Source organism: Paenibacillus sp. OV219 (assembly GCF_900110075.1).
Classification (GTDB): Bacteria; Bacillota; Bacilli; order Paenibacillales; family Paenibacillaceae; genus Paenibacillus_Z.
In genome coordinates this window covers 1-15,413 of sequence record NZ_FOCJ01000019.1, presented here as the reverse complement: position 1 = coordinate 15,413, position 15,413 = coordinate 1, and the positions used below count along the sequence as shown (strand labels likewise).

At 50.6% G+C, this 15,413-nt stretch carries 16 protein-coding genes and 1 rRNA gene; 11 read left to right on the top strand and 6 right to left on the bottom strand.

The window, feature by feature from the left end; genetic code table 11:
• Positions 1–68: 68 nt before the first annotated feature.
• Together BMY11_RS27570 and BMY11_RS27565 are read right to left on the bottom strand one after the other, a co-directional pair.
• Positions 69–959, bottom strand: a complete 891-nt coding sequence (locus BMY11_RS27570; RefSeq protein WP_177182854.1) for a carbohydrate ABC transporter permease — start codon at positions 957–959, stop codon at positions 69–71.
• Positions 960–974: 15 nt separating this feature from the next.
• Positions 975–1,901 carry an ABC transporter permease gene (locus tag BMY11_RS27565; protein WP_256217804.1) on the bottom strand — a complete coding sequence of 309 codons (927 nt, stop codon included), beginning with the start codon at positions 1,899–1,901 and terminating at the stop codon, positions 975–977.
• Positions 1,902–2,140: 239 nt separating this feature from the next.
• On the opposite strand from BMY11_RS27565, the gene BMY11_RS27560 reads away from it, so the two are divergent.
• The 3 genes from BMY11_RS27560 (at position 2,141) to BMY11_RS27550 (ending at position 5,242) form a co-directional block, all read left to right on the top strand.
• Positions 2,141–4,399 carry an AraC family transcriptional regulator gene (locus BMY11_RS27560; protein ID WP_090583521.1) on the top strand — a complete coding sequence of 753 codons (2,259 nt, stop codon included), beginning with the start codon at positions 2,141–2,143 and terminating at the stop codon, positions 4,397–4,399.
• A gap of 213 nt (positions 4,400–4,612) precedes the next feature.
• Positions 4,613–5,065 (top strand): HEAT repeat domain-containing protein, encoded by a 453-nt coding sequence (locus BMY11_RS27555; protein WP_090583519.1) that lies wholly within the window; start codon positions 4,613–4,615, stop codon positions 5,063–5,065.
• A gap of 9 nt (positions 5,066–5,074) precedes the next feature.
• Positions 5,075–5,242, top strand: coding sequence for a DUF3934 family protein (locus BMY11_RS27550; protein ID WP_090583517.1), 168 nt, complete (start codon positions 5,075–5,077; stop codon positions 5,240–5,242).
• An 805-nt stretch (positions 5,243–6,047) separates the two neighbouring features.
• On the opposite strand, the gene BMY11_RS27545 is transcribed toward BMY11_RS27550, so the two are convergent.
• The gene (locus BMY11_RS27545) at positions 6,048–6,929 is read right to left on the bottom strand and encodes a helix-turn-helix domain-containing protein (protein WP_090583515.1); all 882 of its coding nucleotides are present in this window, start codon (positions 6,927–6,929) and stop codon (positions 6,048–6,050) included.
• 340 nt (positions 6,930–7,269) lie between these two features.
• Between BMY11_RS27545 and BMY11_RS27540 the strand changes: the two genes are divergently transcribed.
• Positions 7,270–8,115 carry a sugar phosphate isomerase/epimerase family protein gene (locus tag BMY11_RS27540; protein ID WP_090583513.1) on the top strand — a complete coding sequence of 282 codons (846 nt, stop codon included), beginning with the start codon at positions 7,270–7,272 and terminating at the stop codon, positions 8,113–8,115.
• A gap of 15 nt (positions 8,116–8,130) precedes the next feature.
• On the top strand, positions 8,131–9,141 hold the full coding sequence (locus tag BMY11_RS27535) for a Gfo/Idh/MocA family protein (protein WP_090583511.1): 1,011 nt from the start codon (positions 8,131–8,133) through the stop codon (positions 9,139–9,141).
• A gap of 96 nt (positions 9,142–9,237) precedes the next feature.
• Here BMY11_RS27535 and BMY11_RS27530 read toward each other — a convergent pair whose 3' ends face one another.
• Positions 9,238–9,684: a GNAT family N-acetyltransferase gene (locus BMY11_RS27530; protein ID WP_090583509.1), complete on the bottom strand. Its 447-nt coding sequence runs from the start codon at positions 9,682–9,684 to the stop codon at positions 9,238–9,240.
• A 195-nt stretch (positions 9,685–9,879) separates the two neighbouring features.
• Between BMY11_RS27530 and BMY11_RS27525 the strand changes: the two genes are divergently transcribed.
• Entirely contained in the window at positions 9,880–11,109 is a 1,230-nt protein-coding gene (locus tag BMY11_RS27525; protein ID WP_090583507.1) for a glycosyltransferase family 4 protein, read from the top strand.
• 16 nt (positions 11,110–11,125) lie between these two features.
• Positions 11,126–11,311, top strand: a complete 186-nt coding sequence (locus BMY11_RS27520; RefSeq protein WP_371262957.1) for a hypothetical protein — start codon at positions 11,126–11,128, stop codon at positions 11,309–11,311.
• A 70-nt stretch (positions 11,312–11,381) separates the two neighbouring features.
• Here BMY11_RS27520 and BMY11_RS27515 read toward each other — a convergent pair whose 3' ends face one another.
• Entirely contained in the window at positions 11,382–12,014 is a 633-nt protein-coding gene (locus BMY11_RS27515; protein ID WP_090583503.1) for a DUF1796 family putative cysteine peptidase, read from the bottom strand.
• Between the two features lie 192 nt (positions 12,015–12,206).
• On the opposite strand from BMY11_RS27515, the gene BMY11_RS27510 reads away from it, so the two are divergent.
• Complete coding sequence (locus BMY11_RS27510; protein ID WP_090583501.1) at positions 12,207–12,542, top strand: hypothetical protein; 336 nt, start codon at positions 12,207–12,209, stop codon at positions 12,540–12,542.
• Between the two features lie 35 nt (positions 12,543–12,577).
• Positions 12,578–12,964, top strand: a complete 387-nt coding sequence (locus tag BMY11_RS27505; RefSeq protein ID WP_090583499.1) for a hypothetical protein — start codon at positions 12,578–12,580, stop codon at positions 12,962–12,964.
• 79 nt (positions 12,965–13,043) lie between these two features.
• On the opposite strand, the gene BMY11_RS27500 is transcribed toward BMY11_RS27505, so the two are convergent.
• Entirely contained in the window at positions 13,044–13,961 is a 918-nt protein-coding gene (locus tag BMY11_RS27500; RefSeq protein ID WP_090583497.1) for a GDP-mannose 4,6-dehydratase, read from the bottom strand.
• A 190-nt stretch (positions 13,962–14,151) separates the two neighbouring features.
• Between BMY11_RS27500 and BMY11_RS27495 the strand changes: the two genes are divergently transcribed.
• Positions 14,152–14,934 carry a phytanoyl-CoA dioxygenase family protein gene (locus tag BMY11_RS27495; protein ID WP_090583496.1) on the top strand — a complete coding sequence of 261 codons (783 nt, stop codon included), beginning with the start codon at positions 14,152–14,154 and terminating at the stop codon, positions 14,932–14,934.
• A gap of 396 nt (positions 14,935–15,330) precedes the next feature.
• A 16S ribosomal RNA gene (locus BMY11_RS27490) occupies positions 15,331–15,413 on the top strand; the annotation flags it as partial.

Below are 15,413 nucleotides of genomic sequence, written 5' to 3'. Positions count from 1 at the left end.
ATTTGTTTGAATCTGCTTATCTTAAAATGGATGGCCAATCCATGTTTAAGCGATTTCCTTTCGAATCCTTACCCCTTCACCGCACCAACCGTAAGTCCGCGAACAAAATATTTTTGAAAGAACGGGAACACCGCCAGCATCGGACCAGCAGCGAGAATCGCCATCGCCATGCGCGCGGATTCGGAGGGCAGCACGACGTTCTTCATACTCGCGGGCATCATGTTCGTGGAGCTCGTGAGGAAAGAGATGTTGTTCATCATTCGGTAGAGCATATATTGAAGCGGGACAAGATGTTCATCCTCGATATAGAGCAGGCTGAGCCACCAGTCGTTCCAATACTGCAGCATCGTGAACAAAGCGACAGTTGCGAGACCTGGCTTGGCAAGCGGGAGCACGATTTGGAAGAAGATCCGGAACTCGCTCGCACCGTCGATCATGCATGATTCGATGATGTGGTACGGAATCTTCTGCATAAACGAGCGCAGCAGCAAAATAAACCAAGGAACCGCCAAGTACGGCAGGATGAGCACCCAGATCGTATTTTTGAGGTGAAGATAGTTGCTGATAAGAATGTAAGTCGGCACTAGGCCGCCGTTGAACAGCATCGTGAAGAAGACGTAGAAGCTGAGGCTGTTCTTGAATTTATAATCATGGCGGGATAGGGCATAAGCGATACCTGCCATGAACAAGACCGCGCATGCCGTGCCGGCGACGCTCACAATGATAGAGATTTTGAATGCGCTTAGCAGCTGAATGGGCCGATACAGCACGTAGGTGTAAGCAGTGAGATCGAATTTGCGCGGCCATAGGCTGTAGCCGTTCTTCAATATATCGACCTCGTTGCTGAACGAGACGGACAGAACGGAGATGAGTGGAAGGATACATGCCAGGCTAAACAGGACGAATACGAGATGAATGAGTAACTGAGGAATTCTGGACTGCCAAGGTTTGTCGCTCACACGCGCACCTCCTGATTAGAATAGTTTGTTATCGTCATCAATCTTCCGCACGACATAATTGCTGAAGAGCACGACGATAAAGCCCATAACCGATTGGAATAAACCGACTGCTGACGACATGCCAATATCGCCTGACACCTTCAGCATGCGGTACACATACGTATCAATGACCTGCGTCACCGGGAATAGCTGGCCAACCTCCCTTGGTACAAAGAAGAAGAGGCCGAAGTCGGAGTAGAAGATTTTGCCGATCGACAGTAGTGTCATGATGGTAATGAGCGGCATGAGCAGCGGTACAGTTATGGTGCGAATGACTTGGAGCTTGGAGGCGCCGTCGATCTCAGCAGCTTCGAAATATTCCTGCGAGATGCCGAGGATGCCTGCGTAGAAAATAATGCTGACATAACCGAGTCCCTTCCAAATATTAATGAGAGTGAGCAGAATTGGCCAAACCCACGTTTCCGAGTAGAAGTCGAAGGATTCGTAACCGAGCTTGCTGACCCATGTACTGATGACGCCATATGGACCGATGAACGAGTATGCCATGTACGCCACGATAATCCAGGAGAAGAAGTAGGGGAAGAAGAAGATGGTTTGATACGTCTTCAGCCATTTGCGGCTGAGCACTTCATTCAGCATGATGGCGAAGACGACGGACATGAACGTACCAACTGCAATGAAGATGATGTTATACAGTAGCGTGTTGCGGATGACCAGCCAGGCATCGTTCGAGGTAAAGAAGAACTTGATGTTGTCGAAGCCGACCCAAGGGCTGTGGAGGATGCCATCGGTGTAGTTAATGTTCTTGAATGCGATAAAGATGCCGCCCATCGGCAAGTACGAGAAGATGAGGATGATGAGAATTGCGGGAAGGGCAAGCACTGTTAGTTGTAGATTCTTCTTGAAATGTCGTGACGGCGATAGGAAAGGGAGTTTATTCACGTGCAAGCCGACTCCTTTGCGGATTAATGTATGCGTTGTCATTTATACTTTGATCATAGGGGAAGCGTGGTCGCTGAGGCAATTTCTGAATCGGGATATCAGTTCGATTTTCAGGGAAAGGGTAGTTCTCAATACCGATTTTTGTTCGGAAAGTGGGTTTTTGACCAGTGGTTGGAGTTGATTACGTTGATGAAAATTCTGCTTCTGTGATAGTGTTGAAGGGAAGGAGTGGACTTACGATGTTTAAAAAATTCGTCCTCAAAAATCCGTATCAGCTTTTTCTAACGATACTGCTTCCCTTCCTCGTCAGCACCGTGCTCTTGCTCTTTCTTCAATCTTCCCTGCTTAACCGCAACTTCGAGAAATTTGCGCTCAACCAAGTGTACCATCAGCAAGTGACAGACCTTCAAAACACGAGCCAAAATGTAAGCGTTCTCGAGCAGACCGCGAGATCGGTATCGACGACCGCCTTCTTCGATGATGTGATCAAAGATTTGCTCTACACAGACGTCGGCCCCGATGACTACTTCAAGTACCAGAACAAGCTGCAATCGTACAAAAATATTTATCCCTTCCTGCAATCCATCTACGTTTATAACGGCGAGCATATCCATGCAGTTCCAAGGCCGGAGTTCGTCTATGACCGAAACAGCTTCGATGACAAAGGCATTTTCACCATTCTCGATGACATCAAGAACAATAAATCCCACAGCATCGTCCTTCGTCAAATTCCTAATGTGCTCGCAGGCATCTCCACAGGTGCGCCACAGAGCATTTATGTTTATTCCTACCTGTTCTTCGACTCGCAAGTATCAAGCGGCAAAGTGAATGAGGCGATCATTCTGAACATTTCCGCAGATTGGATTAAGCAGAGCATTCAGCCGCAGAGCAGCGAGAGCGGTAATCGGATCTTCGTTATCAGTTCCCATGGACAGCTGCTGTCCGATGATTCGGTTCATCCACTGCTTAGCGACCTGCATGGTCAGGCATACATCCAGCAGATCAACGGCTCTAAAACTCCGGCAGGCAGCATGCGGATGGATGTTGATGGCGTGGATTCGTTCATTACCTATTCTTCGACCGATGCGTTCGATTGGAAACTGGTCAGCATTACGCCATACCGCTACATTGTGAAAGATGTTGAGAAAATGAAGGAGAAGACCTACCTCTTCGTGGTGCTGTTTATTGTGGGCAGCATTTTGCTGTCGTTCTATTTTGCCCGCAGGCTGTTTGTCCCGATCTCGATGGTGATCCAGAATTACAATCAGCTGGAGCTTGAGAAGCGGGGCGAGTACTACGATCGGAAGCAGGAGTTTCTTCGCAAAGTCATTCATTCGCGCGGACTGCTGACTCGGGAGTATCTGCAGAACCAGTTTCACAAGTACGCGATTACACTTGATCCGACGGGCAGTTTCTTAATTGTGCTGCTGAAGATCGACCGATTCTCCGAGTTCTGCGCGAAGTACACAAGAGGTGACCGCGATCTACTGAAATTCGGCATGGTCAACATTGTGACGGAGCTGCTTGCACCTGCGTATGCACATGAGTGTACGGAGACAGGTGAGGATCAGGTTATGATCCTGTTACAGGTGCCAGGGATGCACGACCCTTCCGAGAATCGCGGGCTGGCGCTGCTTCTTCAGCACATTCAGCAACAGACGCATCGGTATTTGGGCTCCACGGTATCCGTGACATGCAGTGATACGTTTGAATCGATCTCACAGCTGAACTTTTATTATTTGAAGACGGTGGATTTGAGTTATTATCGTTTGATCTATGGGCATGAAAGCATGATATACAGCGAGATGATCAGCGTCAGTGGCCGTACGGATGAAATTAAATATCCGCAGGAGCGGGATGACGAGCTGACGGAGGCGCTTATTGGGGGGCGGTCTGAGAATGCGAAGCAGGCGCTTAACGAGATTGTTGCAGGTGCGTCGTCGTACAGCTATACGGCGCTGAACTCGCTCTTCATTCGTTTGTTGCTGCTTATCCGCCATGCAATCGAGGCACTGGAGACGAACCATGCGATGAAGGTGGATTTCAACTTCAACGCGTATTTGATGAAGCTGCAGAAGATGGAGACGGTCGAATTGATTTTGACAGACTTCTTCGGGCTCTTCGATTCACTCGCGATGGAGCTGGAGGCGAAGAAGGATAACAAGTATATGAAGCTGCTTGGTACAGTGACGCAGATCATTCAGCGTGAGCTTGCTAATCCAGCGTTGTCGCTCGATTCAATCGCTGCGGAAGTGGACCTGTCTCCCGCCTATCTCGGCAAGCTGTTTAAGAAGCATCGGCTCGTATCGGTCGCGGATTATATCAATAACGCAAGGCTTGAGTATGCGAGCCATCTGGTCGTTTCGTCGAAGGATACGATCACCGATATTATGGAGAAGTCGGGCTTCTCCAGCCGCAGCCACTTCTTCACACAGTTCAAGAAGGTGTACGGCATTACGCCGAGCCAGTACCGGACGAATGCGAAGCAGCTGGGGTAGCGTCATCCCCCGCCATAATCCGTTTGACCAGTCTGACTATCTCAGGCTCGCTGTGCCCATTCTCCGTATACGTCGCAGCGCGTAGTTCATACACCAGAAGCAACAACATTGACATTCTCCGCTCATCGTAGTAGCGTTCTATAAGGACTGTAAGTTGCAAAATGGGATATACTGCCTTATAGAACGTGGAAATTGTGAGGAGCTTGATAAGATATGGAACATACAGAAGAAGTAGAAGTTGTTGAATCCGGTGCGCCAAGCATCGAAGAATTGAAAAAGTCATCGAGCCGGATGTCGAATTGGCGAGCGCGTCTTACAGCAGTCGAGGAGCTCGGCAAGCTCGGCGGGCAACAAGCTATTGATCAGCTTTCCCGCATGGCGAAGGGCGACACGGTTCATCAAGTGCAGGCAGCGGCGCATCGCGCGCTGCGCGAGCTAGGTGAAGAACTGGAGCTGCCGGCACGCAAGACTGGCGAGCTGGTCAAGGGCGTGAATAAGATTCTGCTGCGTATCAAGAAAAGTTTGCCAGAGGGTCATTCGTTTGAGGCATTCAAGGAGAAGCTGCAAAAGATGAGATCCGACGTTTACGACACTTACGAGGGCGATAAGGAAGCTGGTTTTGATCAGTGGCTTGAGCAGACGTGGGCCTCGCTAACGAGAAAGTAGGGGACCATCATGGCAAAAGGTAAAGGCGGCACTGGCCGCGGCACCGACAAAAAAGGTTGGAACCGCTGGCAGCGCAGTGCCAACAAACTCAAGAGCGCCCCGAAGCCGTACAAAAGCAAAGGGGAAAAGAATAAAGTTGAGGCCGGCAGCAACACCGGCGACAGCGCAGGCAATTAATCGCGATGCGATGCCCGCAAGCCATTTTGATGGCTTGCGGGTGTTTTTTTATTTGGATTCGTAAAAAAATCCGCCTATCAGCAGCCGAACTAGCTTCAAATTGCTATGAGAGTCGGAAAACCCGACTCTCAGTACACACCAGCAACCAAGATCCCTCGCCTAGCGCAGCTCGAGAGTCGGGAAATCCGTCTCTCGGCTGCAAATCTAGCTCGAAATTGCTCTGAGGGTCGGAAAACTCGACTCTCAGTACACACCAGCAACCGAGTTCCCTCACCCAGCGCAGCTCGAGAGTCGGGAAATCCGTTTCTCCGCTGCCAATCTAGCTCGAAATTGCTCTGAGGGTCGGAAAACTCGACTCTCAGACACCAACAACCCAGATCCCCCGCCAAATGCAGCTCGAGAGTCGGGAAATCTGCTTCTCCGCAGCCAAACTAGCCTCACTTAGCTCTGAGAGTCGGAAACTCCGCCTCTCAGAGGCTTCGCTCGTCCGAGAAATATTGCTGAGAGATCATATACGTGCTCTCAGCAATATTTCCAGCCAAACAAAAAGCTGAGAGATCAAATACGCTCTCTCAGCATCTATTAGAGTGCACTCGAGCGAAAAAACTCCTCTGAGAGAGCATATACGTGCTCTCAGCTCAACAGATCCCTCAAAATCACGCTGAGAGATCAAATACGTTCTCTCAGAATCCCAACCGCACAACGGCTGCCCAGCGGCCAACCCGGTCTCACGGCTTTCATCCTCCGCCGCCACTTGCAGGCGATCAACCCCACCGCCTAGCCCTACTTGCGGCGCGACCTCTCCCTATACCACCCGCGACAGCTTGCGGTACATACTCGGTGAGAGTCCCTCCTGCTTCGAGAATTGGCGGCTGAAATAATGGATGTCCGGGCAGCCGATGGCAGCCCCGACTGCCTCCACGGACAGCTCCGTTTCACGGAGCAGCCGCCTTGCTTCGCGATGCCGTAAGGCGCGCAAATACTCGCCTGGCGGCTGCCCCGCGACTTGCTTGAACAGCTTCGCCGCATGATCCTCCGTCATGCGGAGCGACTCCGCAACCCGCTGGCTTGGCCAGGCCTCGGCCGGCGCGGCCTCCATCTGCTTCATCAGCGATAGAATGCGCTGACCATGCACGGATTCCGCTGCACGTTCATGCAGTGTTGACCGTGTTCGCTGCAGCTGTGAGAGAATGTTCAGCATGAGCGCCTTACAGACGAGCTCATAGCCCGGAGGCCGAGCCGTGAACTCGTCCACTAGCTGCTCCATCAGCTGGACGCAACCATGCGGTGGCGTATAGATCAGCTGCTCCGACAGCGGCGGGAACGTCTCGTTCATCGGCTCGATACAGAACTTCTCCGCCACCTGCTGCTGCTCGTTCACGACCATATCCTCATCCGAGCTTACCTCTAGTTCGCTGAAATAATCGAAGTGTATCCCAAGCAGTTCCGCACTAGGACTAGAAACGACCTCGTTCTGGTGGTACAATCCAGCGGGCAAATAAACGAGCTGCCCAGCCTTCCACACATGCCGTACATCATCTATCGTCGTAGCCGCTTCGCCTTGGCGCACATACAGCAGCTCATAATCATACAGCCGCCGCCGGACGAGCTTACCCGGCAATAACCGTTGGTACTGCGCATAGTGAATGCTAGGCGACCATTCACGATAAGGCACAACATGCCGCATCAGTGCTCCACCATCCTTTCAAGCTTCGCGGTTGCCGCATCAGTGCTCCACCATCCTTTCAAGCTTCGCCGTTGCCGCATCAGCGCTCCACATATCTCGCGGTTGCCGCATCATCCCTTCACCATCCTTACAAGTCTCGCGGTTGCCGCATCAACGCTCCATCGCTCTCCCTCTTTATCTTTCGCTCTTTATAATCACGGAATCGTACAAATTATCGCTCTATCCGCTAAATATTTTCCCCTCATACTCCATTATAATCGAATTATAACTACAACAATTATACATGTTCACGAATAGACCTGGAAACAGGAAAAACACAAATGGAGAGGATGACAGCCACATGAAGAAGGGGATTAACATTTGGTCGTTCCCGCAAGGAATGACGATTGCAGAGAGTATTCGCATCGCGAAGGACGCAGGCTTCGAGGGTATTGAGCTGGCGCTGAATGAGACGGGCGAGCTTAGTCTTGAAACGACGGAGCAGGAAATCCGCGAGATCAAATCGCATTTGGAGCAGGCAGACCTTGAAATTTGCGGTCTTGCGACTGGTCTCTACTGGTCCAACTCCATGACGAGCGAATCGGAAGCGAATCGCACGAAGGCAATGGACATTACGCGCAAGCAGCTTGAGCTTGCCGCAGCTTTCAATGTCGATACGATTCTCGTTATCCCTGGCGCAGTCGGTGTCGACTTTATTCCGGGCAGCGAAGTCGTTGATTACGAGCGTGCATACGACCGTGCTCTTGAGTGCATCACTGCACTTGCACCGGATGCAAAAGCAGCAGGCGTAAACATCGGCATCGAGAACGTATGGAACAAGCTGTTCCTTTCCCCACTTGAGCTGAGAACGTTCATCGATACAGTTGGCTCAGACTATGTAGGCTCGTATTTTGACGTAGGAAACGTCGTTCATAGCGGCTACCCAGAGCAGTGGATCCGTATTCTTAACAAGCGCATTAAGAAAGTACATTTCAAAGACTACCGCAGACAGGCCGGCGGCCTGCACGGATTCGTGGATCTGCTTGCTGGCGATGTAAACTATCCGGCAGTGGTCGAGGCGCTGAATACAGTCGGCTATAACGGTTATGTCATTGGCGAGATGATTCCATCGTATACACATCACGGCGAGCAAATCATTTACAATACTTCCCGCGCAATGGATGCTATCCTAGGCCGGGTCAAATAGAGGAGCGGACTTTTAATGATTAAAGTAGGCTTGATCGGTTTCGGCTTTATGGGCAGAATGCATTTTGACAACTATACGCGATTAATGAAGGAAGGGCATCCGGTTCAGCTCGTCGCGGTATGCGATCTTCGTATTGAAGAACTGAAGAATGGCGCGGCAGTTGGTAATATTGCGACGAATCAGGAGCTGTACGATCTGTCTGCCTTCAATCTATACACGAGCATCGAAGACATGCTGGCGAATGAAGAGCTCGATATGGTCGACATCACATTGCCGACGACGGCTCATGCGGATCTCACTTGCCAGATGCTGGAGCGCGGTCTGCACGTGCTGTGTGAAAAGCCGATGGCTCGCTCAGCAGCGGACAGCTGGAAAATGGTTGAGACGGCGAAGCGCACCGGCAAGCAGCTAATGATTGCCCAGTGTCTCCGTTTCTGGCCAGCATATGAGTACCTGAAAGCATGCATTGAAGACGGCCGCTACGGCCAACCGCTTGGCGGTTATTTCTTCCGCGGCTCGGGTCTTCCACAGCCATGGTACCTCGACGGTAGCCAGAGCGGCGGCGTGTTGATGGACATGCATATCCACGATACCGATATGATCAACTGGCTGTTCGGTGTTCCACAAAAGGTTTCTACAATCGGACGCAACGTCATTGCCGGCAGTGCCTACGACATCGTCTCGACTCACTATGTTTATGAGGATGGCTTGGTGTTGAACGCACAGGCGGATTGGACACTTCGTGGTGACTTCGGTTTCGCGATGACGTACCGGGTAAACTTCGAGGGAGGCAACTTGATTTTCGAGAACAACCAAGTGACTGTCAATCCGAACGAAGGCGCAGGCTTCGTCGCTGAGCTGTCCGACGATATGGGGTACTATTTCGAGGTTCGCGCGTTTGTTGAAGCGATCGTGACGAACAAGCCGACGACCGTATGTACACCGGAGAGCGCAGCGCGCACGATTGATATTATTGAAGCAGAGCAGAAGTCCGCAGAAGCGGGCGGCAGCTTTGTAACTCTTTAATTCACCCTTTAATTCCTATAACACGCATCACAACGCAAAAAAGAGACTTACAGCCGCGGAACATCCTCACTCGTTCCTTCAGCCGCAAGTCTCTTTTTATACGATCGAGTAAGACAGCCAATTCCCCTGCACGGCGCCGGCTTGGTCAAAAAACTGCTGCGCGCGCTTGTTCTCCACCGAAGTAATCCACGACATATGCGAGAACCCCAGATCCTGCGTGTACTTCTGGCATGTCATGAAGAGAAGCGACTCCACCTTCGTATTAAGATAAGGCTCAAGTACGAAGAAGTCGTTCATGACTGTTATCTTCTGCGCCTTCATCGTACTGCGTGAGAAATATAGCGTAGAGAAGCCAATGAGCTCGCCGTCCTTCTCGGCAACGAATTGAATGCCTTCCTCTTTCTTAAGCAGTGTTTGGATCAGTTCATCTATGTTGTCATCGCCTGGCCATGGATTACTATAGAAACCGACGATATATTTATGCATCAATTCAGCTACTTTAGCTACATCTGCAGCCTCGACATTCCTTACAGTAAGCGACATTCCGGAATCCCCCTCGAAATAAGTATATGAATAAATATACTACATAACGTATTTATATTCAACTCTATGCATGAAGATGCCCGTATTACAATTTGGTAAATAGTCCATTGACGGGGGCGAACTGTCGTGACTAATGAGTCGTTTCCCCAATAAAATGTAATAATTCGGACGTGCACGGGGAGGGAATCAGACAGAGTGAGAATATTACTAGCCACCTATTGGGCGATTCCGCATGTCGGCGGCGTATGGAAGTATATGCTGCAGCTCAAGGAACGGCTTGAAGGGATGGGGCATCAGGTCGACATGCTGGGCAATAGTCCGGACAATACGAAGATTCACATGCCGGGATCGAACAGGGAGCTGAATAAGGATACTCTTAGGCCGCTCATTATGGCGAAGCTGAATGCTGCTCGTGCGCCTCAAATCCATTCAGACCATTTTGTGCTGCATAGCGAGTTTGAACGCTACTATATGGAGCTCGCGGCAGCTTATTTTGACATATCTCAATATGATCTGATCCATACGCAAGATATTTTTGCGGCAAGGGCGTTTGAACGGGTGAAAGCACCGCGAACGGCACTAGTCGCTCACGTACACGGTTCTGTCGCGCTGGAGCTCACAATGAACTATAAGCTGAACCCGCAGCTTGGGGTAAAAGAGGATGACCCGGCATGGCGGTACTTCAACGGACTTGAGCATTACGGCGCAAACGCAGGGCATGTAACGGTTACAGCGAACAATTGGCAGAAGGAGCTTCTCGTCCAGTCATTCGGCGTACAAGCGGATCGGATCAGCGTGTTCCCATATGGGCTTGATATTGATGCCTTTACGAGGAAGCTGAAGCAAGGGACGACAATACAGCGCCCGCCTGGCAAGAAAGTGATTATCTGTCCGGCACGCCTTGCTTTCGTCAAAGGGATTGATGTCTTAATTGCAGCGCTTCATCTTCTGAAGCTTCGGCGTCAGGACTGGGTGTGCTGGATTGTCGGGAACGGAGAGAAGCAGGAGGATCTGCTCAGGCAGACCGCCGAACTTCAACTGCAGCAGGAGGTGCTGTTTCTCGGCGAGCGGGATGACATCCCCGGTTTGCTTAACAACTCGGATATTTTTGTGCACGCCTGCATTCAAGACAATCAGCCGTTCTCGGTTATGGAAGCGCAGGTTGCCGGTTTGCCTACACTTGTCTCCTCCGCGGGAGGCTTGCCAGAGATGGTGCAGCATGGCGTGAACGGACTCATCTCGCCAGTACGAGATACGGTCACACTCGCAACACAGCTGGAGATGCTCCTTGAGAATGATGCGCTTCGCCGGCAGCTCGGTCATAACGCGAGACAATGGGGGGCGAAGCAATGGTCGATGAATACGATGATGAGCAATGTTATGCGCGTCTATCAGACCGCAATCGCAAAATCCAAACTTCCATAGAGGGGGCAAACGAAGCTTGATGACTAATCAGCCTTTTATGGTGCCAGCAGATTTGTACAACCGCATCTTCGCCGCTCAAACGACAGATTCGTCGCTGAGAGTTGATTATGAGGTTTGGACCCGCATACTCGCAGGGCTGCCAGAGGGCTATAAGCTGCCGGACTGGACCGTACTTTCAACGATTGGCAAACCAACTTCATAACCGCCGATTGCTGCACAGGGCACACAAAAAGGGCTTCCTAAATCAGGAGGCCCTTCGCTTTTGCCAACCATTATAGTTCATCCTTCAATTCAATACCCTGAAAAATCTGCTTCCACAATTGGTTATTTCCTTGCCAAATCTCATCATTCGGCATCTGAATCGCGCATACGTTAGGCAGTCCCCAGTCTTGCTCGACGATGCCGGCAACCGGAGTATGGTTAACGACCAAGAGCCGATAGCTGCCTGCAACAAGGGAAGATAGCACGTCAGTCAGCTGTTTCGTCAGTTCAGGTGTCGCTTCCGTCCGGATGAACAAGATTTGCTCGCTGAGCGCGGCCTTTTCCAGGAAACGAGCAACTCTTCGATCGTACTTCGCTTTCACTTCCGGGTACGTATTCAGTTCAGGCGGGAAGTTGTTATGTGTGTAGAAGTCGTGGTTGGAGTAGATGTTGTACTCTTTTTCTTTTACATAGTAGAGCTTGTCGGTGGCTTTATTTATAACTTCCAAGTGACTGTAATCCATGAATCCGGCAAAACGGTTCGCGAGTAGTCTGATCACATCAGGCAGCACTTGAGACTGCATCCAATCGAGCGGTCCGGCAAAAGGCCGCAAATCATTGAGCTCCATCTGAATCGCAGGCAGACAGAGATCGCCGAGGCTGTAGATCGTGTCGTACCTTCCTTTTAACTCAGCAAGTCGCATCGCTCACACTTCCTTTCTTTTCATAGCCATCAACCTCTTAGACTATTAAATGCTTCACTCACGCAGCATGATTGGACAGATGGATGAGGGCCTGGCACATTTGGGTAGCTGGCAGGGAGGATATGTCCCAAGCAGATGAAGCTGCGCTTCATAGGATACTATAGACAGCTTGCGGCATGAGGGAGGGATGATATGGCGATTTTTCAGCTAGCAGTGGCCCCTGGTGCAAAGGTGGATTCGAGATTCGTAGAGTCAATGGAGTTAACCGTGATGAATGAAAGCAGCCGGACCTTCGACATGCTTGTGCAGGCGAGCCACAATGGTGCCCTATTCTTTGAATCACTACAGGAGCTTAAGCCAGACAGCGGGGCTAACTTTCCTTCTGTGCCTACGAATTACACACCGTTCAACCTGTTGATTGTCACGAATTACTTCACGTATGACACTACGACCGTGACGCTAATTGTTCGAAGCAAAGGCGTACTGCTTGCTATTTTTACGGAGAAGGATTTCGACCGCATGCCATGATTGTGCAATCTATGTATGGATAAGGGATGGTAGCGATGAAATTTTCGGATAAAATGTTTGCGGATGCAGGAAGCTTCGCTCCCTTTCTCGTCGGCCCGGACGAGATTGTGCTTGCTTCGGCAGGACTTGCGAATATCGCGCCGGGCGATCGAATCGTACTGAGCTTCGAAATCGTCTGGGAAAGTCTGCCCGAATGGGATTCCGGAGAGCTTGAAATTATGATTCGGGAAGGTTCCGAGACAGGTACCGTTCTCTATTGGAATATGGAGTCCTGTTTCTTGCGGGCTCGTTCCACGGAGCGGCATACAATGGTCGGTGGCGCAGTTACGGCACAGCGCTATTACTTAATTGTGCGTTCAGCGGAGAAGCGGGCGCGGATTATCGGTCCTTATTCGCTTCAAGGTGCCGTATATGCGCCGTAAACAGAACGTAAGAAAGCCTTGATGGATGCCGCGCCCCGCGGTATGCATTCAAGGCTTTCTTCTATATAAGGGAAGTGCGCTAACGGCGCTGCAGCCATGAACGATATGTTTCTGCAATACCTTGTTCAATGCTTACCGCCGGCTCCCACTGCAGGTTTGTGCGAGCTTTCCGGTTCGATAGGCAGCTATGCTTAATATCTCCGGATTGCGCTGGACGGTAATGAAGATCGATTTCGGCGGAGTGCATTTCGCGGAGCAGCTCAATAATGCGGTTCACGGATGTACGTTTGCCAGTGCTCACATGGATGGTTTCTTGATCGCCATGGCGGGCAGCAGCCAAGTTGGCGCGCACGACATCGCCGACGTAGATGAAATCGCGGGTTTGTTCGCCGTCTCCATTAATGTATAGGGGCAGATTGCCTATGGTCCTTTCCATAAAGTTAGCAATGACGCCGCCTTCGCCTTTGGCCGTTTGACCCGGGCCATACACATTGCCATACCGGAGAATCGTATAGGAGAGGCAGTAGAGCTGACTGTACATGTGGATGTAGCGCTCTGCTGTTAGTTTGGACAAGCCGTAGAACGAGATCGGAATGGCGGGGTCACGCTCCGTAATCCGCTCTTTCTCCAAATTGCCATAGACGCCCGATGTCGATGCAAAAATGATTTTATTTACGCAAGCCGCCTTGCATGCATCAAGGATGTTAATCGTACCCGTTATATTGACGGAGGCATCGAGAGATGGCGCAAGGATAGATTGCTGCACATCCGCTCGCGCAGCCAAATGATAGACAACCTCCGGTTTGACGGAGGCAATGATCTGCTTCGCTTCCGCTGAACGGACATCTTCCGTATGCAGTACCGCTTCGGGAGCGACATTTTCACGGATGCCTGAGGACAGATTGTCGATGACATGGACGATGGCGCCGCCTTCTAGTAAACCTTTGACGAGATGAGAGCCGATAAAACCGGCGCCTCCTGTGACAACTGCCTTCATGGTAACCTTCAACCCCCGCGATAAAATTCATGTGTTCTATCGTACGCCGGGGTTTCCATTTCCGATTGAGGCATCTGCCTCTCGCTCAGCTATATTTCCTTATTGTGATGGGCGCAGGCTTATGGACAGGTCAAGATGTAAGCGGTTAAAATAAAGAAATGCAAGAGCTACTATGGAGGAGGAACCAGCAATGACCCTAGAACAATTAAAGCAGGCAAAAGAACAGTACGACGTTAATGGTTACGCCGTGTACCCGAACGTCCTTGATAAGTCACTTATACAAGAAGCAGCAGAGCATATTGACTGGCTGATGAAGCACAATCCGGATCTTCGTCCAGAGAATCTCGGACATACATTGATGGCAGATGATCCGTTCTGGGTCCGCCTTATTAGTGACGACCGTCTGCTTGATATTGCGGAGCAGTACATCGGACCAGACATTGCGCTATTTGCATCCCACTATATTAGTAAACCGCCCTTTGACGGACGTCCAGTACTATGGCATCAAGACGGCAGCTACTGGCCGCTTGAGCCCATGAATGTCGTGACGTTGTGGCTTGCCGTTGACGACTCACTGCCGGAGAATGGCTGCTTGCGAGTTATCCCAGGCACGCAGACGATGGAACTGCAAGAGATGAAGACGAATACGAAGACAGCGAACGTTCTTGAGTCGGAGGTCGATCCGGCGCTAGTCGAAGAGGATAAAGCAGTTGACCTTATTCTCCGCGCAGGTGGCGTGTCGGTTCATCATCCGAACGTCATTCACGGCTCAGAGCCGAACCATTCGCCGCTGCGACGCTGTGGTTTAACGATCCGCTACATTCCGACGAGCACGAAGATTACGATTCCACAATGGCCATCGGCTTTCTTGCTTCGCGGCAAGGCAGTGCCTGGCGTTAACGAATACGTGCCATTCCCTAAGTATGTCGAAGGCAAGCATATGCCGTTCCGAGGTTGTAAGAACTGGGCATAGTCCGTGTTGATTAAAGAAAGAGCCGAGGCAACTTGCATTGGCTCTTTCTTTTGTTGTAAAATAATACCTGTTGCATACTAGTTGTGGGACATGGTATATTCTATTTCTGCCGCTGAGACATACACGATGACGCGGTGGTCGAAACAAAAACAAGTTGAAAAATAAAGCTTGCAATCAAGTTTCGATGTGTGTTATATTCTAATTCCGGTCGCGAGACTGGGACGAGAAATAAGTAAGTTTGTTCCTTGAAAACTGAACAATGAGCGACCTGTCAAAAGGTCATAAAATACGTCGAAACGACGATCGCCATTTGGCGAAAGTGTTTCTGACGAGCTAGTTTTTTGAATGAGCTAACAAGCAAATTCATTTGGCGCAAATGGCTCTGCCATTTCGCCTATTATGGAGAGTTTGATCCTGGCTCAGGACGAACGCTGGCGGCGTGCCTAATACATGCAAGTCGAGCGGATCTTGTCTTTCGG